Origin of the sequence: Sphingobacterium lactis (assembly GCF_011046555.1) — a bacterium.
Taxonomy (GTDB): domain Bacteria; phylum Bacteroidota; class Bacteroidia; order Sphingobacteriales; family Sphingobacteriaceae; genus Sphingobacterium; species Sphingobacterium lactis.
On record NZ_CP049246.1, the window covers coordinates 991,253 to 1,016,223 of the forward strand.

Genomic DNA, 24,971 nt, shown 5'->3' on the forward strand with positions numbered 1-24,971 from the left:
GGTAGCTAGCCAATTTTTAATCGGTTTAACACGAATGGAAATCAAAAAGATTGCATGTATAGGAGCAGGATATGTTGGGGGACCAACCATGTCCGTGATTGCTCAAAAGAACCCTGGCGTGCAGGTGACGGTTGTCGATCTGAATAAATCGCGAATCGAAGCCTGGAATGCAGAAAACCTGGACGAACTTCCGGTCTATGAGCCTGGCCTAGATGCGGTCGTGGCGGAAGCACGCGGAAGGAACCTGTTCTTCTCAACCGACGTGGAAGGGGCGATCGCCGAAGCGGACATGATCTTTATCTCCGTAAACACGCCGACCAAGACATACGGTAAGGGAAAAGGACAGGCTGCCGATCTTAAATTTATAGAACTGTGTGCCCGCCAGATCGCCGATGTGGCGACTTCAAGCAAGATTATCGTCGAGAAATCCACGATCCCTGTACGAACAGCGGCAACCATAAAAAGTATCCTGGACCACACTGGAAAGGGAATTCAGTTCCACGTGCTCTCCAACCCAGAATTTCTGGCCGAAGGAACAGCAATCCAGGATCTGCACAACCCCGACCGTATTTTGATCGGTGGGGAAGATAAAGGCGCCATTGCGGCGTTGAAGTCAATATATGAGGCTTGGGTGCCATCAGAGCGTATTATTACCACGAATTTGTGGTCCTCGGAATTGTCAAAATTGGTGGCCAACGCCTTTTTGGCGCAACGGGTGTCCTCGATCAACTCCATTTCGGAGCTGTGTGAAGTCACAGGTGCCAATGTGGATGAAGTGGCCCATGCCATCGGGCAAGATTCCAGGATCGGGTCCAAGTTCCTGAAAGCATCTGTAGGATTTGGTGGCTCATGCTTCCAGAAGGATTTGCTCAATCTGGTCTATATCGCACGGTCCTATAACCTGAAATCGGTAGCAGACTATTGGGAACAGGTCATCCTGATCAATGATCACCAGAAGACTCGTTTCGCCGAGAAAATCATCCAATCCATGTATAATACCGTTAATGGCAAGAAAATTGCTTTCATGGGCTGGGCATTCAAGAAGAATACGAACGATACCCGAGAATCCGCAGCAATATATGTAGCCGATCACCTGCTGGATGAACAAGCACACATCGCGGTATATGACCCTAAGGTTCAAGCCGATCAGATCTATAAGGATCTCGACTACCTGGGAACACGAACCGCTGATGAAAATAAGGAATTACTGTCCGTAACACCCGATCCATACGAGGCCGCACAAGATGCACATGGCCTTGCCGTGTTGACGGAATGGGACGAATTCAAAGACCTCGACTGGAAAAAAATTAAAGATAGCATGAAAAAACCCGCTTTTATCTTCGACGGAAGGAAGTTGTTGGACAGAGAGAAACTGGAAGGCCTTGGGTTTGTGTATTATGCAATCGGTGAGTAACAATATATTTGATTCAACAATTAACCACATGAAAGAATCGACAAAGGATGCTTCAATAGCGAAGAAGCAAGCAGATTATAATCCTGGACCAAGGGTCGGGATTACATTCAGTACATTCGACCTGCTCCATGCAGGACATATCATGATGTTGGCCGAAGCAAAACGCCAATGTGACTATTTGATCTGCGGTCTGCAGATGGACCCAACATTGGATAGACCCGAAAAAAATGCACCTACGCAGACGGTAGTGGAACGTTATATTCAATTAAGGGGATGTGTGTACGTGGATGAAATTGTTCCGTATTCAACGGAGCAGGATCTGGAGGATATCCTGAGATCATTCAAGCTGGATGTGCGTATAGTAGGCGATGAGTATATCGATCGGGATTTTACGGGACGAAAATATTGTGAAGAAAAGGGAATTGAGCTGTATTTTAACAGTCGGGATCATCGGTTTTCGAGCTCAGGGCTGAGAAAGATCGTAGCGGATAAGGAAAATCAAAAGGACGGAAATAGCAATTAAACATCATAAATGAGTAAAATATTAATTACTGGTGGTGCCGGTTTTATCGGTTCAAACCTTACTGAGTATTTTTTAGGAAAAGGACATCAGGTAGTGGTGTTGGATAATTTCGCAACAGGGCATCGTCATAATATCGCCCAGCATGAAGGAAATCCAAATTTTGAATTGATCGAAGGTGATATCCGAAATACAGCAGATTGTGAAAAAGCTGTTCAGGGTGTGGACTATGTACTGCATCAAGCGGCATTAGGTTCTGTTCCACGTTCGATTAAGGATCCGCAAACTTCCAATGAAGTCAATGTGTCAGGCTTTTTGAATATGCTTGTTGCAGCACGTGATGCAAATGTGAAACGCTTTATTTACGCGGCATCTTCTTCAACTTATGGCGATTCAGAATCCCTTCCAAAGGTTGAAGACAAAATTGGAAAACCATTATCGCCATATGCCATTACAAAATATGTAAATGAATTGTACGCAGAGATCTTTTCCAAAACATACGGTATGGAAACGATTGGTCTGCGTTATTTCAATGTGTTTGGTAGACGCCAAGACCCAAACGGCGCTTATGCAGCAGTAATTCCATTGTTCGTAAAAAAATTCATGAATCATGAAAGTCCGGTCATTAATGGCACAGGAGATTATTCCCGTGATTTCACCTATGTGGATAATGTCATTCAGATGAATGAAAGGGCCATGTTAACGGAAAATCCTGAAGCAATAAATACAGTTTACAACACTGCAGTTGGTGATAGGACAACTCTTAATCAATTGGTGGGGTATTTGAAAGAGTTTTTAACGGAGTATGATCCGGAAATTGCCCATGTCGAAGTAATCCATGGTCCTAATCGGCAAGGCGATATCCCACATTCCCTAGCTTCAGTTGATAAAGCCAAGAATCTGTTGGGGTATGCACCTTCACATGTTATTAAGGAGGGTTTGCGCGAAGCAACCAAATGGTATTGGGATAATTTAAAATAATAGTATGGGCTATTTACCTAATTATGCAATTGCTTGGAAGTATATAAAAAGTGATTTTGTTAGATATGGTTATTCGCTAGATTCAAAGAAAATTGTATTAAATGCACTTTTTGCCTTAAATCATTGTTTTACATATTCTTTTTGGTTCAGATTAGCTAAGGTTAAAACGGGATTATTATACCCCTTAGCTAAAATAATGCATAGACGACTTTCAAGAAAATATGGAATTCAAATTCCAGTCAATACAGAAATTGGTTTTGGACTTTATATTGGTCACGGAGTTGGGCTTATTATCAATCCAACTGCAAAAATCGGAAATAATGTGAATTTAAGTCAATTTACAACTATTGGTGCACATGGGAAAGCTGCAAATATTGGAGATAATGTATATATAGGGCCTTCTGTATGTATTGTTAATGAGGTGAATATCGGGAATAATTCAACAATAGGAGCTGGCGCGGTTGTAGTTAAAGATGTTCCTGATTTTGCTACGGCAGCTGGTGTACCGGCAAAAATAATAAATTATAATAGTACTGGTGAATTGGTTAATAATAGATTTAAATTATAAAAATGAAGAATTCATATAAAATAGCAACTATTGGTTTGGGTTATGTAGGATTGCCACTAGCAAGATTATTTGCTACAAAATATCCAGTCGTTGGTTTTGATATTAACCAGAAAAGAATCGATGAACTTCGGTCTGGAAAAGATCTGACCCTTGAAATTGAGGATGATATTCTTCAAGCTGTATTGGTTGGAGAAAGCCCATTAAACAAAGATGGATCAATAGGTTTATTCTGTTCAAATCAATTATCCGATATTGAAGACGCTAATTTTTATGTAGTTACCGTTCCTACTCCTGTAGATAAACATAATAGACCCGATTTAACACCATTATACAAAGCCTCTGAAACTGTTGGAAAGGTGTTAAAAAAGGGTGATATAGTCGTGTATGAATCTACCGTTTACCCAGGCGTTACGGAAGAGGAATGTATTCCTGTGTTAGAAAAGGTTTCCGGATTGAAATTCAATGTAGATTTCTTTGCTGGTTATTCCCCAGAACGAATTAACCCAGGAGATAAGCAGCATACAGTTGAAAAAATCCTTAAAGTTACTTCAGGCTCCACACCCGAAATAGGAAAAATTGTTGATGAAGTTTACAAATCGGTTATTACCGCAGGAACTCACTTAGCGCCTGCAATTAAAGTGGCCGAAGCAGCGAAAGTGATTGAAAATTCTCAAAGAGATATCAATATCGCATTCGTAAATGAACTGGCAAAAATCTTTAATATCCTTGATATCGATACGCATGCTGTTCTGGAAGCAGCTGGCACAAAATGGAATTTTCTTCCTTTTAAACCGGGATTGGTAGGTGGACACTGTATTGGCGTTGACCCTTATTATTTGGCTCAAAAAGCACAAGAACATGGGTATCATCCAGAAATTATTTTAGCTGGTCGTCGATTGAATGATTCCATGGGCGAATATGTAGCTTCCCAGGTTGTAAAAACAATGATTAAGAAGGGAATTAACGTGAATGGTGCAGAAGCATTGATGTTGGGTGTGACTTTCAAGGAAAACTGTCCTGATGTTAGAAATACGAAAATTGTTGATGTGATCAAAGCACTGGAAGACTATGGTATTAAAATAACAACTTATGATCCTTGGGCAAATCCTGCGGAAGTGAAACACGAATACGGTATTGACAGTGTTTGTGAGATACCAGAAAAGCAATATGATGCAATCGTATTAGGAGTGGCACATAATGAGTTTTTAGCTATTGATTTTGGGGGCTTGAGGAAGGAGAATTCAGTAGTTTATGATGTGAAAGGCATTTTGTCTGAGAGTGCGGATGCTAAACTTTAATTTATTATGAAGAAAAAAAATCTAATAGTTTTTGGAACACGTCCTGAAGCTATCAAAATGGCTCCTTTGGTTAAAGCTTTTCAAAATCAACCAGATTTTGAAACTAAAGTTTGTGTAACTGCACAGCATCGAGAAATGTTGGACCAAGTTTTGGAGTTCTTCGCTATCCAACCTGATTTTGATTTAAATCTAATGAAACCAAATCAAAATCTTTATACCTTAACAGCAGATATCATTACCGAATTAAAACCCGTACTTGAGGAATTTAAACCTGATTATGTCTACGTGCATGGTGATACAACGACGACCATGGCGAGCAGTATTGCTGCATTTTATTCAGGTGCTCAGGTTTGCCATGTCGAAGCGGGATTGAGAACCCATAATAAGCGCTCGCCATTTCCGGAAGAAATCAATCGACAGGTTGCAGGTAGAATTTGTGATTACCATTTCGCCCCGACGGAGGCATCAAAAGCTAATCTGTTGAGAGAGAATATTCAAGAAAAGGATATTTTGGTTACAGGTAACACCGTAATTGATGCGCTTTTCGATAGTTCCGAACGGGTAAAGGATTTGAACAATCCTGAAATTGAGAAATTGAAGGGAATTGTAGACACTGATAAAAGGTTGATTTTAGTTACTGGACATCGAAGAGAAAATCATGGGCAGGGCTTTATCAACATTTGTGAAGCACTGAAGGAAATTGCATTGACAAATCCAGATGTACAGATTATTTATCCAGTACACCTTAACCCGAATGTGAAGAAACCTGTTTATGAAATTCTATCGGATGTGTCGAATATTCAATTAATTGACCCATTGGCTTATCCAGCCTTTGTTTGGTTAATGAATAAATCCTATTTGATTATCACCGATTCCGGAGGTGTCCAGGAAGAGGCACCTAGTTTAGGTAAGCCTGTCTTAGTGATGCGTGATACCACGGAAAGACCTGAAGCAGTTGATGCTGGGACAGTCATTCTAGTGGGTACCGATAAGGGGAAAATTATTAAGGAAGCTCAAGATTTATTGAGAAATCCAGGAAGATATCAAGATATGTCTGCTTTACATAATCCATATGGAGATGGGCAGGCATGTGAAAGAATAGTAAATTTTATTAGAAACTTAAAATAAGGAAAAGATATGCACGCAAAAGTTGTTACCGTAGGTTTAGGATATATAGGTTTACCTACATCCGCATTAATTGCCAATGGCGGGATTCCAGTTCACGGTGTTGATATTTCTCAGCATGTCGTTGACACCATCAATGCAGGTAAAATCCATATTGTAGAACCAGAGCTGGATAAAGCAGTAGCTAAAGCTGTCCAAGATGGCTTTTTAAAAGCAGGTACAACCCCTGTTCCCGCGGATACCTATTTAATCGTTGTTCCTACTCCATTTAAAGGAGATCATGAACCGGACATATCTTATGTACAAGCGGCAACTGAGGCGGTTCTTCCTTTATTGAAAGAAGGCGATCTTTATATTATTGAGTCTACTTCTCCAGTAGGAACAACTGAAAAAATGATGTCTCTGATCTTTTCGAAGCGTCCTGAATTGGAAGGGAAAATATACTTGGCCTACTGTCCTGAACGCGTTTTGCCTGGAAATGTGATGTATGAACTAGTACATAATGATCGAGTGATTGGTGGGGTGAATGAAGAGTCAACTAAAAAGGCTATGGAATTTTACGGTCAATTTGTAAAAGGAGAGTTGCACCCAACAAATGCAAGGACAGCCGAAATGTGTAAGTTAACTGAGAATTCATCGAGAGATGTGCAAATCGCATTTGCTAATGAGTTGTCATTGATCTGTGATAAAGCAGGGATTAATGTTTGGGAATTGATTAAGTTGGCGAACAAGCATCCTAGAGTTAATATTCTACAACCGGGTTGTGGTGTAGGTGGACATTGTATCGCAGTAGATCCTTATTTTATTGTGTCAGAATTCCCATTGGAATCAAGGATTATTGGTAAAGCTCGTGAAATCAATAACCATAAAGCATTCTGGGTAGCAGAAAAAATTAAAGAAGCAAGGAAAGAGTTCCAATTAAAGAACAATAAAGAGCCGAAAATCGCGCTAATGGGAATGGCTTTTAAACCTAATATTGATGATTTAAGAGAGTCACCTGCAAAATACATCGTTCAGCGTGTTCTGCAAGATGCAAATGAAGAAGAATATTTTATTGTTGAGCCAAATATCCACGAGCATAAAATCTTTAAGTTGACGGAGTATCAAGAAGCAATTGAAAAAGCTGATATTATTGCGTTCTTGGTTGCACACAATGAGTTTAAAAATCTATCATTTGATGAAAATCAAATTGTATTGGATTTTTGCGGAGTAACAAATAAATAATGGAGAATAAAAGTAGCAATACGCAGCAGGTCTTTTGGGTTTTAATTGGTAGTATTTCTGCATTCGCATTTTCAATATTAAGCTCTATGTTATTGAGCAGATATTTTAATAAGCAGGATTACGGGACATACAAACAAATTATGTATGTATATAGTTCTTTAACCATTATTTTTACCCTAGGTCTGCCTCGTGCATTTAGCTATTTTTTGCCTAAAATTGATAAGGGAGAGGCAAGGGACGTCATTGACAAGATAAATTGGATATTAATGGCCTTGGGTTTAATAATGTCTCTCTTCTTTTTTTTTGGTGCTGGATATATTGGCAAACTATTAAAGAATGAGTCTTTAATTTTACCTTTGAAGTATTTTTCCTTAGTGCCATTTTTTATGCTCCCTTCCTTAGGTTTGGAAGGGATTATGTCCACGTATAGACAAACGAAGTTTTTAGCATTATATAATACGTTAACTAAAGTCTTTATGTTGCTGTGTGTTGTGGTACCTGTAATTTATTTTAAGGGAACTATATTATCTGCGATAATTGGTTTTACGCTATCGTCCTTTTTATGCTTTATAACATCCTTATATTTTAAAAATAGACCGGTAAAAGGTATCCGTAAAATAAAAAGCAGGTATTCCTATAAAGATATTTTAGCCTATACATTACCGCTAATGGGGGCTAGTTTATGGGGGGTGTTAATAAATTCTGCAGATCAATTTTTTATCAGTCGTTATTTTGGTAATGAAATATTCGCAGATTTTGCAAATGGATCATTAGAACTACCATTTGTAGGAATGATAATTGTGTCAACTGCAACCGTTCTATCCCCCGTATTTGTAAAGCAGGTCCATGAAAAAGGTGATGATGCGAAACAGGAGGTTTTAAAATTATGGCGATCTGTATTAAGCAAAACGGTTAAGATAATTTATCCCTTGGTGATTTTTTGCTTCTGTTTTGCAGATGTTATTATGGTGCTATTGTATGGAGAAAAATATCACACTTCAGGAATTTATTTTCAAATAAAACTAATTGTGAATTTTTTTACTGTAATTACGTATGCTCCATTACTATTTGCCATTAATGGCCAGAAATTTTATTACAATGTTCATATGTATGGGGCAATCATACTTATTGTTTTAGAATATTTAGTAATAAAATTATTCAATTCTCCTTATTTGGTTACTGCAACATCCGTATTGTGCCAAATTGGTAGAATTGCATTTATGATGAGTTACATAGCAAAATATTTCAAAATTCCTTTAAAAGATTTGTTTCCTTATAAATTAGTTTTGGAGATTATTATTCCTTCAGCAATCATCATTTTTTTATCAAAATATCTTTTTGAATCCATTTTACAATTGAATTTGATTTTCACAATCATTTCAAGTGGGGTAGTTTATTTGATATTTTTTGGTATATGGACTAAGTTAAGAGGAATTGATTATTTTTCAATAATCCAACCGTTATTGATACGAATTAAGAAGTAAATAAGATTAATGAAAAAGAGAATTTTAATTATCTCGAGTGTTTTTTATCCAGTGAATTCTCCCAGATCCAACAGAACTGTTGAGTTGGCTAAGGAGTTTGCTAGACAGGGACATGATGTTACAGTATATGCACAATTAGGGAGCTATGACTATTCAAGTTTTGAAAAGGATAATAATGTTAAAGTGAAAAATCTAGGTAAGAATCCTTTTTCTAATTTTAATTCAGATATAGGTCAAATAAATAAACAATCTCTAATAACTAAGATTGGTAAGAAGCTTCTTGGAAGAGCTTTAGAATTTCCAGATATTGGAGTATTAAGTCTTGTAAATAAAGCATTAATAACTGAGACTAAAGCAGATTTGCCAAATATAGATTTGCTAATAACAATTGCAGTTCCTTATCCAATTCATTGGGGGACAGCCAAGTTTCGAGAGAAATTTCCTGAAAAATTACAAAATACAACTTGGGTAGCTGATTGCGGGGATCCTTATATGGGAAATCCATTTGTTAAAAAACCATTTTATTTTAAGTATGTTGAAAAATGGTTTTGTAGGTATGCAGATTTTTTGTCAATTCCTATCAATGACGCAAAGGATGCTTATTATCCTGAATTCCAACATAAGATTAAAATTATTCCCCAAGGTTTTGAAATTGGAAACGAAGATTATTCTATAAATTTTGTTGGAAATAGAGTGCCTACATTTATCTATGCAGGTACTTTTTATAAAGATAAAAGAGATCCACGTCCTTTGCTAGAATACTTAATAAAGAAAGGGGTGAGGTTTAAATTTAAAATTTACACTAAAACAAAGCATCTTTTATTGCCTTATATAGACTCTTTGGGTGATTGCTTAGAAATAAATGACTATCTCCCAAGAGAGCAACTATTGGTTGAGATGAGTAAGGCAGATTTTTTACTTAACATTGAAAACAATAGTAATCTTCAATCTCCTAGTAAATTAATTGATTATGGTTTAGTCAAACGACCTATTTTAAATATTAAGTCTAATGGCAATTTAAATGAATCAATTGTTGATGAGTTTTTGGAGGGGATTTACATAAATGGAATAATTATAGATGATATAAGTGAGTTTGATATAAGGGTGGTTAGTAAAAGATTTTTAGATTTAATTTCAAATAAATCATGATAAATTTAATAAAGTCGGAATTAGAAAATTTCAAACGAAACTTTATTTTCTATAAACGGACGCAAGCATTTAAAAAGCGGTATCAAACAATAAAAAAAGAATTATTTGTAAAAAATATTCCTGAAAATATACTTCAGGAGTATAGAAAAAAATGGTCTATATTTGGTAAAAAGGTTGAAACTGAAACTCTTTTGTTATGCTATAATTTATCAGGTAAAGTAGATCTAAATATTGTTCCAGAAAATATTTTTTCTGCGATAATTGAGACTAAACTTAATCCTCATAAAGAGATAGCTTTTTTTGAATTAAAAAATGTCTATGAAAAATGGTTTAATAACCTCGAGGTTTTCCCTAAGTCTTATTTCCATAAAATTGAAGGAACCTATTACGACCGAGATTTTAATATAATCGAAGACATTTCCCAATTTTTAAATTCAATTGATTTTAATTATCCATTAATATTAAAATCTAGCAGAGACACTTATGGAGGTGAAGGGGTAAGGAAGATTAAAAGTCTAGAGGATCTTTGGACTGGAATTGAGGAGTTTCGAAGTTTAGTTTGTCAAGAATTAATAATACAAAATGAATCTCTAGGAAGTATTAATAACTCAAGTATAAATTCAATTAGAACATGTCTTTTAAGGACAGAAACTGGCGAATTCAAAGTAATTAATAATTCAATACGATTTGGAATAAATGGTAGTCTAGATAATGAGACTTCAGGAGGAATAGTTTGCAGTATTGATGAAAATGGGATATTTAATGAATATGCAGTTAATAAGTATGCTCAAAAATATTTTTCCCATCCAAATAGTAATGTGGAATTTAAAGGATATAAACTTCCTTTTTATGAATCATTAAATTTAACCGCTGAAAATATAGCAAATCAAATCCCATTAGCGAATTTAATAAGTCTTGATATGTGCCTTGACAATGAGAATATTTGGAGGTGTATTGAAATTAATCTTAATGGTCAAACAATTAGGTTTGCCCAATATGCTGGGAAAGGCTTTTTTGGAAACTTAACTAATCAGATAATTAACAAAACTAAATAATTCATATTATGAAAACGGTAGGATTCCCCATCAGTCAAAAAAGTAATGAAAAGAGACGCTGTATATTGCCTCAACATATTAACAACATAAAAAATAAAAACGCTATTTTTATAGAAAAAGGGTATGGAGAAGTTTTGGGATTTAGTGATGCGGACTATATTCAAGCAGGTGTACAAGTAGTATCTCAAGAAGAGGTTTTGAGTAAAGATATTATTTGCGATGCAAAAATTGGTGATGCAGCTTATCTTAAAGACCTGAATAACCAAACTATTTTTGGCTGGGTCCACGCTGTTCAAAATCGAACAATCACCGATATCCTTATTGATAATAAAATAACTGCCTATGCCTGGGAAGATATGTTTGAGAGTGGGCGACATACTTTTTGGAGGAATAATGAAATTGCTGGTGAAGCAGCAGTTATGCATGCGTATACCTTATTTGGATTATTCCCTTATGATACCAAGGTGGCATTAATTGGAAGGGGCAATATAGCCAGGGGAGCATTGAAAATTTTAACCTTCATGGGGGCTGATGTAACTATTTACGACAGAAAGACTGAAAAGTTATTCCAAAAGGAATTAGAACAATTTGACGTGATTGTCAACGCTATATTGTGGGATACCAGCAGGAAAGACCATATAATTTATAGAGAAGATTTACAGAGGATGAAAAAGGGTGCTATGATTATTGATATTAGCTGTGACCGTAATGGCGGGATTGAAACCTGTATTCCAACATCAATGACCGATCCTACGTATGAGGTGGATGGCGTTCTTCATTACGCGGTTGACCATACACCATCTATATTTTATAAAACAATTTCTGCTTCATTAAGCGAGGAAGTTAGCAAAACAATTGATTCATTAATTGAAGATAGACCAAATAATGTGCTAATTGATGCTCAGATTTTTGTCGATGGCGAAATAAAGGATCAGCGAATTAAAGAGTTTCAAAATAGATAGGTTTTGTCTATTTAATTTAAGATGACTAATGAATTATAAGCAGTTAGCAAAGCGTTTTATTTTATCTTTTCCTGCTTTCCAGGAGAAATATAAAAATAAATTGATATCGATTAAACATATCGAGCGCTATGAGGATCAGGTGGCAAACTTGGAGGAAGCAGAGAAAGTACTTTTTGAGGAAACTTTAGGGAAAGATATAGGTTTAATAGGACTTGTAAAGGATGCTGTTTTTGAATACGATGAAACGTACATATCGCCGAGATCCTATTACCCAAAATATGAAAGGTTCTTAAATAATAACGGGTTACAATATGAGTATTATGATATATATTCAAGTGACTGGCTGGAAAGAGCGTCAAATTTTGACTATATCATCTGGCATACTGCATCTGACCCCGTAACCCAAGAAATAGCTCAAAATAAGATTTATATTTTGGATAAGATTTTGGGAAAAAAATGTTTGCCTTCTTTTGATGAGATATGGTCTTATGAAAATAAAATAAACGCACATTACTTGTTCAAATCTAAGGATTTACCCGAAATACCAACCTATGTATCGCATTCAAAATCAGATACTGTAGCATATTTGAATAGCATTAAGTTTCCGATTATATCGAAATTAAGCACCGGTTCGGCATCTTTTGGTGTTGAAAAATTAGATTCCAAGGAAGAAGCCCTAAAACTCGTTAATTCGATTTTTAGTTTTAAGGGTCGCGGTACATATTTCCCATCCATAAGACAGAAGGATTACGTTTATTTTCAGAGCTTTGTAGAGGACGCAACGTTTGATTTAAGGATTATAACGGTTGATAATAAAGCATTTGGTTATTATCGATTCCCCAATAAAGGGGATTTTAGAGCATCTGGAGCTGGTAATTATGAGAAAACTGAAATTCCTGCTGAAGCCTTGGATTTAGCATTTAAGGTTAGAGCGTGTTTTGGTAGTACTTGCCTTGCAACGGACTTACTCTACAGCAAAAAGTACAATAAATATTTTATTATCGAAAGTTCAATTTTTATTGGAATAGATACGTGTTCTCAATTAGAAATAAATGGAGAGGCTGGATATTATGAGAGATTAGGAGAAGGGTTATATGAATTTCGTCGAGGAAAATATTGGATCCAAGAACTTACGTTATTGGAGTTCTTTAAAAAATAAAAATGAGAATAGCAATTCATCAGAGTAAGGGGAGTTTTTCAGATCAGTGGATAGTATTTTGCGAAAAAAATAATATCGATTTCAAAATTGTCAACGCGCTTGATTCGGATATTATGGCTCAATTGCAGGATTGCGATATTTTTATGTGGCATCACCATCACGGGAATTATAGAGATGTATTAGCCTCAAAGCCTGTTTTATTTGCACTTGAACAAGGTGGGGTGAAGGTTTTTCCAAACTTTAATACCGGTTGGCATTTCGATGATAAGGTTGCACAGAAGTATTTGTTCGAATTTTTTGATTTTCCATTAGTGCCTAGTTATGTGTTTTATGAAAAAGATGCAGCACTTCAATGGGCGGAATCTACCATATATCCTAAGGTTTTTAAATTGAAAGGTGGCGCAGGATCTTCAAACGTAAAATTAGTAAACAGTAAATACGAATGTAAAAAGTTAATCAGAAAAGCTTTCAAAACTGGATTTTCTCAATTTTCTAAAGGACATTATTTTAATGAGCAACTTATCAAGTTTCGCGAAACCAGGAATGTACTTTTTATTTTAAAGGCGTTTGCAAGGCTTTTTATCTTGCCTGAATTTGCGAAAATGGGGAAGGAAGAAAAGGGTTATGTTTATTTTCAGGATTTTATTCCTGGTAACCATACGGACTTCAGGTTAAAAATTGTTGATAATAAATGTTGGGGCTTTCAGCGTCAGGTTAGGAAAAATGATTTCAGAGCTTCAGGAAGCGGTCATTTAATTTATGATAATGATTTAATTCCTCAATCCATGATCAAGTTAGCCTTTGAAATCAGTGAAAAATTAAATTTGCAGAGTGCTGCATTTGACTTCATAGTCCAAGATTCCAAGCCGCTTTTAGTGGAGATGAGCTATGGATTTGGTATTGATGCAGAAGAGTTTAATTATGGATACTGGACCAAAGATCTTATTTGGCATGATGAGAAATTTGTTCCACAATATTGGATGATTGAAAATATTTTAAGAAATGAAATCTAGCAGAGGAGATACTTCCATTAAATATCTTTCATTGTTAATTTACCCTTGGGTTTCGCTATTTTATTCCCTAAGGAGTTTGAATACGCGAAGTACATTTTTCGTGATCTTCGTGTTTTCAGTCCTTTTCGGATTGGCATTTACTCCTGATCTCAATTCCAAATTAGATTCAGCAAGATATTTAGAATATTTTCACTTAAACAGCAATTTAACATTAGCTGAATATTATCGGGATTTAGTTTCATATTTCAATTTTGAAGAAGGTCGAAAAGATTTCTTTATGCATACAATGACCTTTCTGGTGTCCTCTTTTACGCATAATTACCACTTCTTGTTTGCCACATTTGCGGCGGTGTTTTCGCTTTTCTTTTTGAAATCATTTAAATATTTTACATTTAATGCAGCGTTTGACAACAAAAATGCTTTGTGTTTGATGTTGGCTTTGATGTTTGCATTAAGTAACCCAATCTTTAATATCAATGGAGTAAGATTTTGGACCGCTTCTTGGTTCGCCATTTATCTTTTATTTAAAATTGTAATTGAGGATAAAAAATCATTTTTATTATTAGGTTTGCTTTTGCCTATCATACACGCTGCATTTTGGATTTTCTTTTTCTTTATTTTCATCTACTACTTAGTTAGAAATAATAAAATATTAATTGTTTCTTTTTTTGTGAGTTTTGCGATTTCTGGGTTTATGATAACCTTTGTGAAGGACCTGAGTCAAATTTTGCCGGGCACACTAAGTAGATTAATCGAAATCTATACTTCAGAAGATTATATGAGTTATAGAAATGAATTGACTGGAAATGTTAATTGGTATATTTCACTTTTAAATACATTGAAAACGATCTATCCCAATTTTTTGATTTATTTCATAATAAGATCACGAAATAACACATCCAATCCTATATTTCATCAAATCCTCGCATTGACTTTAATTATTGCAATCTTTTCAAATTTGACTATCTCTATTCCCTCATTAGGGAATAGATTTCAAATGCTTTTATTTCCCTTTATAAGTTTACTTTGGCTATTAAATATCAATTCCCTAAGGCGATTTAAATATTTGATTTATTGTTTTCCAATAGCATGGATCGTTGATATCCGTTTAATGGTTGAATGGACCATTGATTTAATAGATCCTTATTTTTATATTTCTCCAACTCCCTATTTTATTTATCACATAATAACGATTTAAGATAACTATGGATTCTAAGGAAACGAAAGTTAATAGGCCAAAAATTATAATTGTATCCGGGTTTTATCCAATTTTTAAGGGTGGAGCGGAATATCAAATGAGATTAATTGCTGATGAATTAAAGTCTGATTATGAAATCGTATTCCTATATCTAGGAGATGTTCCTGGTGCTGCGGTAGGTAAAACTTACTTTGAGTATCATGATGGATATAAAGTTTATTTTATCCAAGGACCTTCAAAGTTAGACGGGTTGTTTCTAAGATATTTTTATAGCCGGAGATTATTCAAAATTTTGCAGATTGAGAAGCCAAAATTTGTTTATCAACGTGTTTATAAGTTTATTTCCTTTTATTTTTCGGTGTTTCAGAAGGAATTAAACTTTCAGCATTTTATACACGTTGCTGATTTGTTTACGATTGATTTTAAGCAATCTACGCTGAGGGATAAAATAAACTTTAGATTTTTTAATAAAACAAAAGATAATGGGTCTAAGTTTATTGTACAAACATCGGAGCAGAAAAAGGTTTTGAATTCATATGGTATTGAACCTGTACTGCAAATATATAATATGCATCCAACGATTGAATTGGAAATTCAGCAAATTGCTGAAGAAAAATATGCCAATCCAGTAAAGCATATTGTTTGGGTCGCTAACATCAAACCAATAAAACAACTTGAGGTATTTATTACATTAGCAGAGGAATTTATCGAATCTAAGAATCTGGTTTTTGATGTAATTGGTGATTTACAAGACATTGAATATGGAGAAGCATTAAAGCTAAGAATGAATAAGTTGAGTAATTTAAATCACTATTCTGATAAGGATAACAGCTTTGTAAATCAGTTTATTTTGGATTATGCTTTTGTGGTAATGAATACAAGTAAAAGTGAAGGTTTTTCAAATGTATTTATCCAAAGCTGGCTAAGGGGTGTTCCTGTTATTTCTTTAAATTCCAATCCAGATGAATTATTTGATAAAATTTCCGAGTTTGGGTTCTTTTGTGGCAATTCGACGGTGACCCTTAAAGAGTCCCTCTCCTTATTACTAGATAATCGTGATTATGTCAGGAGATCTTCAGTCTGTTATAAGAAAAGTAAGGAATTGTTTTCTTTTTCAAATATTGTTAAAATTAACAAACTTCTATCTGATTGATAATGAAAAAAATACTCTTGATATCTAGAGGAATTCCTAGCAAACAGGATCCCATGTGGGGGAACTTTGAGTTGGATCAAGCCCTAGCATTAAAAAAATTTGGAAACGATGTAGTTGTAATGTCAATAGATCGAAGGATTAGATTTTATTGGAGGAAAATTGGAATCTCAAAAGAGACGGTCAAAGGAATTCATATGTATAATTTTTTCTTTCCATTACCTTATAAAATTCTTCCCAGATTCATTAATAATTACTTTGTTGATTTGTTTGCAAAACATTTGTACAGATTTATTGAGAAAAATGAAGGAACCTTTGATATCGTTCATGGGCATTATTTACCCAATATTAGGATTGCTAATGTTATTGGTGAAAATTTCGGAATTAATACTGTTGGAACTGAACATTGGAGTGAATTAAAACGCAAACCTATTAAAAATTCAGTTAAACAGGATGCAAAGGAAACCTATCCTCACATTGATAGGGTTATTTCAGTTTCTAAACCGCTGGAATTAATACTTAAAGATGAATTTAATGTAGATTCAACCTTTGTAGGGTGTGTGATTGATGATGTATTCAAATATGAACCCAAAATTGGGGATCATAAATTTAAATTTATTGCTGTTGGATCCTTGTTTAAAATCAAAGGATTCGATATTGCGATCAAAGCTTTTTCTGCAGCTAATTTTGGTGAAGATATTGAGTTCCATATTATTGGGGAAGGGGATCAAAGAGCTTATTTGGAGGAAATAATTAAAGAAGAAAATGTGTCCAACCAGGTTAAATTGTTGGGCCGAAAGACAAGATCGGAAATTATGGAAATAATGCAATCATCTTCAGCATATATTCTAAGCTCTAGATCTGAAAATTTTGCAACAGCTTGTATGGAAGCACTAAGTGCAGGACTTCCGGCCATCATGACAAAATGCGGAGGGCCAGAAGATTTTGTAGATGAAACTAATTCAATATTAGTTGAAGTAGATAATATACAGGAGATGGCAGAGGCTATGGAATTCATGGTAAATAATTTTAGTAGATATAATTCCGAATTAATATCAAAGTCCGTTAAGAGTAAATATTCCGCAACAGCGATAGCAACTCAATTAAACAAAATTTATGAAAGTATATAATAAAGAAATGGTAACTGTTTTGGTAACATGTGTAGGTTCTGGGGTGGGTCAATCAGTAATTGATTCCTTAAATCTTACGCGAGAATTTAAAATTATTGGTTGTGATGGGAACCCTAATGTATATGCTCATAGTTTTTGTGATGAATTTTTTGTGGTTCCGGGTTTATATTCAGAAGGATACACGGATCACATTTTGCAGCTTTGTATTTCAAACGGTGTAAATGTTTTAGTTCCTGGCCACGATCATGAGTTGGTACTTTTCGGGAAAGATCTTGAAAAATTCAAAGAAAATGGTATTCAGGTCATAGTTTCAAATCCTGAAATAATTGCAATCAGTAGGGATAAGCAAGATTGGTATGACTATTTTGCGCCATTGGGCTGCAAAATTGTACCAACAATTTCTGTTAAGGAGTTTTTGGAAAATCCAGATGAAAGTATTTTGCCCGCAATTGTTAAGCCTTCAGGTGGTTCTGCATCACAAGGAATTACAATTATCAATGAATTGAAAGAAATTGAGGGTTTAATACCGGAGGATATTATCCAACCTTATTTATTCCCTGAAGAATCGGATCCTAACTATGAAAAGATTGTAAAAGCAGTTAAGAACGGGAATTTTCTGCAGATGTCTGAGATATCAATTCAATTGATTTTTAACAAAGATTCAAAATTCTCTGGGGTTTTTATCTCAAAAAACACGCTCAAAAATGGTGTTCCAATTTTCGTTGATCCAATTGATCCACAAAATTTCGAATACATTGATGAAATTATGAGATTTGTTCCGATTCTTGAGGAAAGATCTGTTCGAGGCCCTGTTAATATACAGGGTAGGATTACGCCAACCGGTTTGTTCTTCTTTGAAATGAATATGCGTTTTACAGGTATTACCGGTAATAGAGCGCTATTAGGCTTTAATGAAGTTAACTTTTTGGTTCGTAATTTTTTGGGAATTGAGGCAAAGCTTGATGGTTACGCCTATAATAAGGTTGGGGTTCGCCAAGTGGCTTGTTCTACCATTCCAAGACAAGAACAAAATTTCTCCGATACCGTTACAATATTGGGCGCAGGAAGTAATATAGGAGTGGCTTTCATGAAAGAGATTTCCAAAACTTCAAAAACCATTAACTTAATTATTCGGGAAGGTTCAAAAGAAAAATATGTTGAACTTTTTAAGGAATATGCTAATGTCGTTTATTTTGAAGCTAATGACCCTAATCTCGCTCAATGTCTATGTCAAACGGATTGTTTGATCAATTTTGTCAGCGCATTAGCCTATGAAGAAGATTATAAAAAATTTGAAGCTATTCGATTTATTCAGAATATTTCAACTTTAATTGCTAAAGCGAAAATCAATAAAATTATTAATATATCATCCCAATCGGTATATTCTCAAAAATTAAATATAGAGAAGACAGAGAGCGATGCTGTAAGTATAAATACTAGTTATAGTTTTCAAAAAGTAATAATTGAAGATATTTTTAGTTCGATAAAACTATTATCCCCTTTAAGTCGTGTGGTTTCATTAAGGTTACCGAGGGTGATAATACCTCAGATTAAAGGACAAGCTGGTTTTTTTGAAAAGATCATCAGAGATTACCAAAATGGTAATGAGGTGCTCATCCCTAATCCTAGCAATAACACCAACTTAATTCATATCGATGATGTTATTTCGGCAATCCTATTTGTATTAGGTAAAATGAAGTCTGGAGATGTTCAAGAAATATTAAATGTTAGTGGACAGAATGTTAGCTTGAGAGAATATGTTGAAGTTATTCAACAAAGCTTAAAGGGAAGCGGTTCTTTTAATCTGGGTGATTCTGAGGATGTTCAATCATCTTCCATGTTGGACGGACGACTTTTAAATAATTTAGGCTGGACAAACAGTAAATCTGTAAATGATATAATAAATGACCTTAAGTAATGTATAGAAATTTTATTAAACGAGGTATTGATCTAATTATTTCTTGCTTAGCATTTTTAGTATTAAGTCCAATCTTTGTCATTTTGGTAATTTTACTTTCAATCGCTAATCAAGGGGCGGGAGTATTCTTTTTACAAGAAAGACCGGGGAGGGATAGAAAAATCTTTAAGGTTTTTAAATTTAAAACGATGAATGACAAAAGGGATTTAGAAGGCAATTTGCTACCCGATATACATCGTATTACCAAAATTGGGAAATTTGTAAGATCTGCTTCTCTAGATGAACTCCCTCAATTATTGAATGTCATAAAAGGAGATATGGCATTAGTTGGTCCAAGGCCATTACTAGTGAAGTATTTACCTTTATACAATGAATTTCAAAATAGACGACATGAAGTGCGGCCAGGCATTACTGGTTGGGCACAAGTGAATGGACGTAACTCTATTACTTGGGATCAAAAATTTTCATTGGATATTTACTATGTTGATCATGTGTCGTTTATGTTTGATCTAAAAATTCTTCTGTTAACAGTCAAAAAGGTATTTGTAAGAAGTGGAATAAATTCTTCTTCTGAAGCGCCAATGGAAAGTTTTAAAGGTGATATTGGAAAAAAATAATATATGACTCTCCCAAAAAAATAATCCAATCATTAATTTGATTGGATTATTTTTTTTAATTGAGTAATTGATTCACCTTTTGTATTATCATAAAGTGCGTTAATCCCGTAAAGATTTAAATGTCCTCCATCAAAATACATTATCTTGTTTTCATAATATGGCCAATCATGTCCAAGTTTGGAAAAATCAAATGTCAAATAATAAACTTGTTTTTTATCGTTAATTGTTTTGATTACGTAACTCGGAAGTTTTTGATCAAATACTACATCGTTTTGGTCGAATTCAGCAATTTTGTACTGTCCTCGATTTTGACGCATTGGAAATTTCTTTAAAACTGGGAAGTCTTGTAAAATTATTACCTTCTGATTTGGTCCTAATTGTTTAATGAACATATTATATGCCTTTTCTAGACTTGGAATTTTCTTTGACCAAACTGAACACAAAATAATATATTTCGCATTTTTTAATTCCGACTGTACGGAATGGCTTATCTTGAGATATTGTTCATAAGTTTTTTCAGAAGTGAAGTCTTTCTTTGAAATTCCCTTAAATGGAGGATATAAATTATTGGTAGCAGTTCTAAAATTAAAGTTATATTCCTTACCAAGTGCCTCAAAGTAAAATTTATACATTAATGCGTGACTATCTCCAATTAGAAGAATTGAATCTGATTGAGCAGGATTAGATGCTCCGAGGGTTATAGGTTCCTTAAATGTATCACCGTGTGAACTTAAATGTATTTTTGGCCTAAGAAATTCCTCAGGAATGTCTATTACCTTAGCATTTAACTTTGTAATTGCAAAGATTGACACTCCCATTAGTGAGTAGAGTGAGGCTGAAAAAATGATTGTGTTTTTATTTGTAGATTTCCTGAATTTATCTTCTATAAAAGTAAAGGATAGATAAGATAAAATATAAGTAACTAAAATTATCATCAACATTTGAATTATTGAAAATTCATAGTTTGAATAATAATATCTAATAAATGCCATTATTGCCCAATGCCATAAGTATATTGAATACGAAAGTTTCCCTATGTGTACTAAAATCTTATTTGACAAAATTTTAGTGTTGATTGAAGAATTCACGGTCTTAAGAAGTATACAAACGGCCAATAATGGAATAATTACCCAAATTCCTGGAAAAGGAAATTGTTCATTATAGAATATTGCACATAGAATAATAACTAGTACGGAGAGAATGGCAAGGAAGTTTTGAATAATTTTATTCTTAAATTCAAAATGTTTTGCACCACTGGTAGAAAGTAAACATCCTAGTAATAATTCAGGCATCCTAGCCGGTAATGAAAAATACATTTTGGACGAGTTGTCAATATAATATGTATTATAAATTGAATATGCAAATAATAATAATGTTAATCCTCCTAAAAGTAATGTGTGATATTTATTTTTCACCAGGATTAATAATAAAGGTAAGATAAAATAAAACTGCATTTCAATAGAAAGGGTCCAGGTGTGAAGCAGAGGATTTTCACTACTAGCCGCACCAAAATAATTATCTAATGTCATTAAATAATTATTTGAATTAAAAATTGAAGCGTGGAAAAGGTTCCTCCTTAATAAATATATATCTGCTGGTAACCAAATGATTGCACCAGCGATTGCAATTATTAATAAAAAAATGATGTAAACAGGAATAAGTCTCTTGATTCGTCCAAGATAGAAATCAATGAATTTAAATTCATTGATTTCTTTTTTTCTAATAATATTTGTAGTAATTAGATATCCGGAAATGACGAAAAAAATATCTACTCCAATAAATCCACCAGATAAATAATTGGAGTTTAGATGGAATAGAAAAACTAAAATAACAGCAATAGCCCGTAACCCTTGAATGTCTTCTCTAAATTTCATATTGTAATTGGAAAATCGAGCCAAATATAATATAAAATTTAGGTATAAATGCTTTTAAATTTTTCTCAACTAGCTAGAATGCTTAATCTGCATTTAAGAATTTCAATTAAATTTATTTAAGTGAATTTAAAGAATTAATAATATTTTCAGATATAATTTCTGATGTATTCTCATTAAATCTACTTACTGTTAGCCAAGTCTCATAACCACCTTTTTTATATTGATTTGGGGTTGGAAGATATCCCCACTGACCATTTGCTAACCCAATAGTAAAATAATCTTTAAATGGACTTAATTTTTTAATTTTCAGTCCTGTTTCTGCAAATACTTCAAAGGGTATAGCCCCAATTGCAAGGTCTCCAATTTTAAATACTTGTAAGTTTATCTGAGGGGATTGGGGGTAGTTTTTCTCCATAGCGCCAACTCTAACAGCATAATATCTTTGTTGTTTTTCTTTAGCATTATTGCTTTTTGAAGATCTTTTTTGAGCATTGCCCATGTTCCGTCTCATAACTGTCGATGGACCTCGTAGTTTGATAGAAATCTTTTTATTGACACTCTTAAGCGGAACCCAGGATTGAAATTCAAGAGAATTATATTTCTTTATCAAATTGTCCGCTAAATCATTTGCTACCTTATTGATTTTAGAATAATGTTGAATTGATTCTTTTGGGGCACCGTAATCTAATGAATTTATATCCCCGGATGTGCCATTGGACATAATGCCAATAAAATCTGTAAGATTGTTTACACCAAATTTATTGGCCAATACTTTTCCAAACTCACCATAATAATCTGCCGATATATCTGTTGAAGGAACACCTATGTAATGCACTGAATAATTCGCAAAAATGGCCATAGGCTTGCCGTCTGAGGATTTAAGTGCTATAAAGCTAACTTCGGGATCTGTAGGACCAGCAGGTTTTATTAAATTTTTCTGATTTGTATATCCTGGATTTGTGGTAACTGAATCCATTAAACCAAAAGGATTTGAATTAGCAGTTTTTGTGTACCATCTTCGGTTGTGGACATATCGAGGTTCATTAAAGCTTCCCCAAGCAATTTGGGCAGGTTTTAAATTGTTAAAAGCAGATTTTGCGCTCTCTGCCAATTTTCGGACTAAAAGGTTCTGATAGTTGTCGAAAGATTTATTTGTGTTAACCGGACTTCCTGCATAAATACCGGAATGGGTATGGGTTGAAGATATCATGATATTTTCAATTGGTATACCCGTTTCTCTTTCAATTTTGGTTTTTGCTTCATCAATAATCCATCCTGGAATACCTTGATTGTCAGCTACGATCATCGCTATCTTAGTAGATCCGTCATCAAGTACTAATGCTTTTGCATATAGTTTATCATGAATTTTCTGAGAAGTAGCTGTTTTGGAATCTTTTTTAGCAGACCTGTTATAGGGTAGGGTAATATCTACCGCACCAATGCCTGCCTGAAAAACAGCTTGTTTTGCTGAACTTTTCGATGAAACAGGTTCCTTGCTTGGTGTTTGATTGGAATTGTTTTGTAAAAGGTTATTGGGCGTATCATTTTTGACAATCGGAGTATTCGTACTTTCTGTAGTTTGAATAGGATTGATTCCCTCACTTTTTTTGGTTTTGAAAATGTAAATTAATGAGCCAAGCATAATTGAAATTATACCTACCCAGATTATTTTTTTTGACATTTTAAGAATAGTTTGATTTTTATATTTTTGTCTTAGAACAATATAACCTTCCATCATATTAATTAAATATTATTAATAACACTTCGCAATGGTTGTGCCAGAATTTCTTTAATTACACTGCCAAATTTTGTAATATTTAATACGGCTTAGTATGTAATGAATAATTTTTAAACCTAAATTGATAATAATTAAAATTGTACATTTGAATTTTAAAATACATATATATGTCTGACAAGATTTGGCTTTCGTCCCCTCATATGGGTGGTAATGAATTGAAATATATTCATCGGGCTTTCGATGAAAATTGGGTAGCTCCCCTAGGACCTAATGTAAATGAATTTGAAAAGAGCTTAGAAAATTTCTTAGGAGATGATGTTCAAATTGCTGCTCTTTCCGCGGGTACTGCCGCCTTGCATTTAGCTTTAATTGAATGTGGCGTTGAGTATGGGGATGAGGTAATATGTCAATCTATGACCTTTTCAGCTTCTGCTAATCCTATTGCTTATCAAGGGGCTGTTCCTGTTTTTGTAGATTCTGAAGCTGACACCTGGAATATTTGTCCCATAGCTTTAGAGGAAGCTATTAAAGATAGAATGGCTAAAGGCAAAAAACCAAAAGCTATTGTTGCAGTTCACCTGTACGGTATGCCTTTTAAAGTGGATGAAGTGATGGCAGTGGCGAATAAATATGAAATTCCTGTTATTGAAGATGCTGCTGAAGCTTTGGGTTCTAAATATAAAAATAGATCTTGTGGGACTTTTGGTCGTTTTGGTGTGTTAAGTTTTAATGGTAATAAGATTATAACTACATCAGGAGGAGGTGCTTTGGTTTGTCATACAGAAGAGGATAAAAATAAAGCGGTTTTTCTTGCTACACAAGCAAGGGATGATGCTCCTCATTATCAACACTCCCATATTGGCTATAATTACAGAATGTCTAATATATGTGCTGGAATTGGCAGGGGCCAAGTTGAGGTTTTGGAAGATAGAGTGCAGGCAAGAAGGTTGATGTCAAAATTCTATGTTGAATTATTTAAAGATATTCCGGGAGTAACCGTATTCACTGAACCAAATGCTGATTATTTTTCTAATCATTGGCTATCAGCCATTACTATAGATCCTCAAAGTGCCGGGATAAATAGGGAAGATTTACGTCTTGGTTTGCAAAATGTAAATATTGAATCTAGGCCACTGTGGAAGCCAATGCATATGCAACCTATATTTTCCAATTCTCCGTATTATGGAAATAACATTTGCGAAGATTTGTTTGAAAAAGGTTTGTGCTTACCTTCTGGTTCTAATTTAACAAATGATGATAGAGATAGAATTTCAGACGCAATTTTTAATATTATTAAAAATAAGTAACTTCTTAACAAACTATTAATGCAAAAACATTCCTTTTCTTTTTATATCGCTTTTTATTTGGATTGGTTTTTGTAGAGTAATCAAAAT

General features: G+C 34.2%; 21 protein-coding genes. 19 read left to right on the forward strand and 2 right to left on the reverse strand.

Translation table 11 applies throughout. The features are described 5' to 3' along the window. Positions 1 to 34: 34 nt before the first annotated feature. Genes G6N79_RS04390 through G6N79_RS04475 form a run of 18 tightly spaced genes read left to right on the forward strand, consistent with a single transcriptional unit; the run spans position 35 to position 19,965 of the window. On the forward strand, positions 35 to 1,414 hold the full coding sequence (locus G6N79_RS04390; protein ID WP_103905572.1) for a nucleotide sugar dehydrogenase: 1,380 nt from the start codon (positions 35 to 37) through the stop codon (positions 1,412 to 1,414). A 28-nt stretch (positions 1,415 to 1,442) separates the two neighbouring features. Further along, positions 1,443 to 1,937: an adenylyltransferase/cytidyltransferase family protein gene (locus tag G6N79_RS04395; RefSeq protein WP_103905661.1), complete on the forward strand. Its 495-nt coding sequence runs from the start codon at positions 1,443 to 1,445 to the stop codon at positions 1,935 to 1,937. 9 nt (positions 1,938 to 1,946) lie between these two features. Further along, positions 1,947 to 2,915, forward strand: a complete 969-nt coding sequence (locus G6N79_RS04400; RefSeq protein ID WP_103905571.1) for an SDR family oxidoreductase — start codon at positions 1,947 to 1,949, stop codon at positions 2,913 to 2,915. 4 nt (positions 2,916 to 2,919) lie between these two features. Beyond that, complete coding sequence (locus G6N79_RS04405; RefSeq protein WP_103905570.1) at positions 2,920 to 3,483, forward strand: serine O-acetyltransferase; 564 nt, start codon at positions 2,920 to 2,922, stop codon at positions 3,481 to 3,483. A gap of 2 nt (positions 3,484 to 3,485) precedes the next feature. Beyond that, entirely contained in the window at positions 3,486 to 4,781 is a 1,296-nt protein-coding gene (locus tag G6N79_RS04410; protein WP_103905569.1) for a nucleotide sugar dehydrogenase, read from the forward strand. Between the two features lie 6 nt (positions 4,782 to 4,787). After that, positions 4,788 to 5,909 carry a non-hydrolyzing UDP-N-acetylglucosamine 2-epimerase gene (gene wecB / locus G6N79_RS04415; protein WP_103905568.1) on the forward strand — a complete coding sequence of 374 codons (1,122 nt, stop codon included), beginning with the start codon at positions 4,788 to 4,790 and terminating at the stop codon, positions 5,907 to 5,909. Between the two features lie 9 nt (positions 5,910 to 5,918). Then, positions 5,919 to 7,130, forward strand: a complete 1,212-nt coding sequence (wecC, locus tag G6N79_RS04420; protein ID WP_103905567.1) for a UDP-N-acetyl-D-mannosamine dehydrogenase — start codon at positions 5,919 to 5,921, stop codon at positions 7,128 to 7,130. Next, on the forward strand, positions 7,130 to 8,614 hold the full coding sequence (locus G6N79_RS04425; protein WP_103905566.1) for an oligosaccharide flippase family protein: 1,485 nt from the start codon (positions 7,130 to 7,132) through the stop codon (positions 8,612 to 8,614). The genes wecC and G6N79_RS04425 overlap by 1 nt, the downstream gene beginning before the upstream one ends. Before the next feature lie 9 nt (positions 8,615 to 8,623). Then, entirely contained in the window at positions 8,624 to 9,763 is a 1,140-nt protein-coding gene (locus G6N79_RS04430; protein ID WP_103905565.1) for a glycosyltransferase family protein, read from the forward strand. Further along, positions 9,760 to 10,818, forward strand: coding sequence for a sugar-transfer associated ATP-grasp domain-containing protein (locus tag G6N79_RS04435; RefSeq protein ID WP_103905564.1), 1,059 nt, complete (start codon positions 9,760 to 9,762; stop codon positions 10,816 to 10,818). The genes G6N79_RS04430 and G6N79_RS04435 overlap by 4 nt, the downstream gene beginning before the upstream one ends. Positions 10,819 to 10,826: 8 nt before the next feature. Continuing rightward, a complete protein-coding gene (locus tag G6N79_RS04440) occupies positions 10,827 to 11,780 on the forward strand; it encodes a N(5)-(carboxyethyl)ornithine synthase (protein ID WP_103905563.1) in 954 nt (317 codons plus the stop codon). Between the two features lie 28 nt (positions 11,781 to 11,808). Beyond that, the gene (locus G6N79_RS04445) at positions 11,809 to 12,939 is read left to right on the forward strand and encodes an ATP-grasp domain-containing protein (RefSeq protein WP_103905562.1); all 1,131 of its coding nucleotides are present in this window, start codon (positions 11,809 to 11,811) and stop codon (positions 12,937 to 12,939) included. A gap of 2 nt (positions 12,940 to 12,941) precedes the next feature. Next, positions 12,942 to 13,952, forward strand: a complete 1,011-nt coding sequence (locus G6N79_RS04450) for an ATP-binding protein (RefSeq protein ID WP_103905561.1) — start codon at positions 12,942 to 12,944, stop codon at positions 13,950 to 13,952. Then, a complete protein-coding gene (locus tag G6N79_RS17735) occupies positions 13,942 to 15,150 on the forward strand; it encodes an EpsG family protein (RefSeq protein WP_103905560.1) in 1,209 nt (402 codons plus the stop codon). The genes G6N79_RS04450 and G6N79_RS17735 overlap by 11 nt, the downstream gene beginning before the upstream one ends. Before the next feature lie 7 nt (positions 15,151 to 15,157). Further along, positions 15,158 to 16,303 carry a glycosyltransferase family protein gene (locus G6N79_RS04460; RefSeq protein ID WP_103905559.1) on the forward strand — a complete coding sequence of 382 codons (1,146 nt, stop codon included), beginning with the start codon at positions 15,158 to 15,160 and terminating at the stop codon, positions 16,301 to 16,303. Between the two features lie 2 nt (positions 16,304 to 16,305). Further along, positions 16,306 to 17,430 (forward strand): glycosyltransferase family 4 protein, encoded by a 1,125-nt coding sequence (locus tag G6N79_RS04465; RefSeq protein ID WP_103905558.1) that lies wholly within the window; start codon positions 16,306 to 16,308, stop codon positions 17,428 to 17,430. Next, positions 17,417 to 19,348: an NAD-dependent epimerase/dehydratase family protein gene (locus G6N79_RS04470; protein WP_103905557.1), complete on the forward strand. Its 1,932-nt coding sequence runs from the start codon at positions 17,417 to 17,419 to the stop codon at positions 19,346 to 19,348. The genes G6N79_RS04465 and G6N79_RS04470 overlap by 14 nt, the downstream gene beginning before the upstream one ends. Next, on the forward strand, positions 19,348 to 19,965 hold the full coding sequence (locus tag G6N79_RS04475; RefSeq protein WP_103905556.1) for a sugar transferase: 618 nt from the start codon (positions 19,348 to 19,350) through the stop codon (positions 19,963 to 19,965). The genes G6N79_RS04470 and G6N79_RS04475 overlap by 1 nt, the downstream gene beginning before the upstream one ends. Positions 19,966 to 19,997: 32 nt before the next feature. Here G6N79_RS04475 and G6N79_RS04480 read toward each other — a convergent pair whose 3' ends face one another. Both G6N79_RS04480 and G6N79_RS04485 read right to left on the reverse strand, forming a co-directional pair. Beyond that, positions 19,998 to 21,839 (reverse strand): acyltransferase family protein, encoded by a 1,842-nt coding sequence (locus G6N79_RS04480; RefSeq protein WP_103905555.1) that lies wholly within the window; start codon positions 21,837 to 21,839, stop codon positions 19,998 to 20,000. A gap of 112 nt (positions 21,840 to 21,951) precedes the next feature. Next, positions 21,952 to 23,577, reverse strand: a complete 1,626-nt coding sequence (locus tag G6N79_RS04485) for a neutral/alkaline non-lysosomal ceramidase N-terminal domain-containing protein (protein ID WP_103905554.1) — start codon at positions 23,575 to 23,577, stop codon at positions 21,952 to 21,954. A gap of 167 nt (positions 23,578 to 23,744) precedes the next feature. Here G6N79_RS04485 and G6N79_RS04490 point away from each other — a divergent pair, with 167 nt between their 5' ends. Continuing rightward, positions 23,745 to 24,884 carry a DegT/DnrJ/EryC1/StrS family aminotransferase gene (locus G6N79_RS04490; protein ID WP_103905553.1) on the forward strand — a complete coding sequence of 380 codons (1,140 nt, stop codon included), beginning with the start codon at positions 23,745 to 23,747 and terminating at the stop codon, positions 24,882 to 24,884. The last annotated feature ends 87 nt before the right edge of the window (positions 24,885 to 24,971 follow it).

Coding starts and splice junctions, on each gene's coding strand:
- G6N79_RS04440 (WP_103905563.1), top strand. CDS start 10,827: ATGAAAACGGTAGGATTCCCCATCAGTCAAAAAAGTAATGAAAAGAGA.
- G6N79_RS04400 (WP_103905571.1), top strand. CDS start 1,947: ATGAGTAAAATATTAATTACTGGTGGTGCCGGTTTTATCGGTTCAAAC.
- G6N79_RS04435 (WP_103905564.1), top strand. CDS start 9,760: ATGATAAATTTAATAAAGTCGGAATTAGAAAATTTCAAACGAAACTTT.
- G6N79_RS04490 (WP_103905553.1), top strand. CDS start 23,745: ATGTCTGACAAGATTTGGCTTTCGTCCCCTCATATGGGTGGTAATGAA.
- G6N79_RS04480 (WP_103905555.1), bottom strand. CDS start 21,839: ATGAAATTTAGAGAAGACATTCAAGGGTTACGGGCTATTGCTGTTATT.
- wecB (WP_103905568.1), top strand. CDS start 4,788: ATGAAGAAAAAAAATCTAATAGTTTTTGGAACACGTCCTGAAGCTATC.
- G6N79_RS04425 (WP_103905566.1), top strand. CDS start 7,130: ATGGAGAATAAAAGTAGCAATACGCAGCAGGTCTTTTGGGTTTTAATT.
- G6N79_RS04430 (WP_103905565.1), top strand. CDS start 8,624: ATGAAAAAGAGAATTTTAATTATCTCGAGTGTTTTTTATCCAGTGAAT.
- G6N79_RS04410 (WP_103905569.1), top strand. CDS start 3,486: ATGAAGAATTCATATAAAATAGCAACTATTGGTTTGGGTTATGTAGGA.
- G6N79_RS04460 (WP_103905559.1), top strand. CDS start 15,158: ATGGATTCTAAGGAAACGAAAGTTAATAGGCCAAAAATTATAATTGTA.
- G6N79_RS04465 (WP_103905558.1), top strand. CDS start 16,306: ATGAAAAAAATACTCTTGATATCTAGAGGAATTCCTAGCAAACAGGAT.
- G6N79_RS04405 (WP_103905570.1), top strand. CDS start 2,920: ATGGGCTATTTACCTAATTATGCAATTGCTTGGAAGTATATAAAAAGT.
- wecC (WP_103905567.1), top strand. CDS start 5,919: ATGCACGCAAAAGTTGTTACCGTAGGTTTAGGATATATAGGTTTACCT.
- G6N79_RS17735 (WP_103905560.1), top strand. CDS start 13,942: ATGAAATCTAGCAGAGGAGATACTTCCATTAAATATCTTTCATTGTTA.
- G6N79_RS04450 (WP_103905561.1), top strand. CDS start 12,942: ATGAGAATAGCAATTCATCAGAGTAAGGGGAGTTTTTCAGATCAGTGG.
- G6N79_RS04445 (WP_103905562.1), top strand. CDS start 11,809: ATGAATTATAAGCAGTTAGCAAAGCGTTTTATTTTATCTTTTCCTGCT.
- G6N79_RS04475 (WP_103905556.1), top strand. CDS start 19,348: ATGTATAGAAATTTTATTAAACGAGGTATTGATCTAATTATTTCTTGC.
- G6N79_RS04485 (WP_103905554.1), bottom strand. CDS start 23,577: ATGATGGAAGGTTATATTGTTCTAAGACAAAAATATAAAAATCAAACT.
- G6N79_RS04470 (WP_103905557.1), top strand. CDS start 17,417: ATGAAAGTATATAATAAAGAAATGGTAACTGTTTTGGTAACATGTGTA.
- G6N79_RS04390 (WP_103905572.1), top strand. CDS start 35: ATGGAAATCAAAAAGATTGCATGTATAGGAGCAGGATATGTTGGGGGA.
- G6N79_RS04395 (WP_103905661.1), top strand. CDS start 1,443: ATGAAAGAATCGACAAAGGATGCTTCAATAGCGAAGAAGCAAGCAGAT.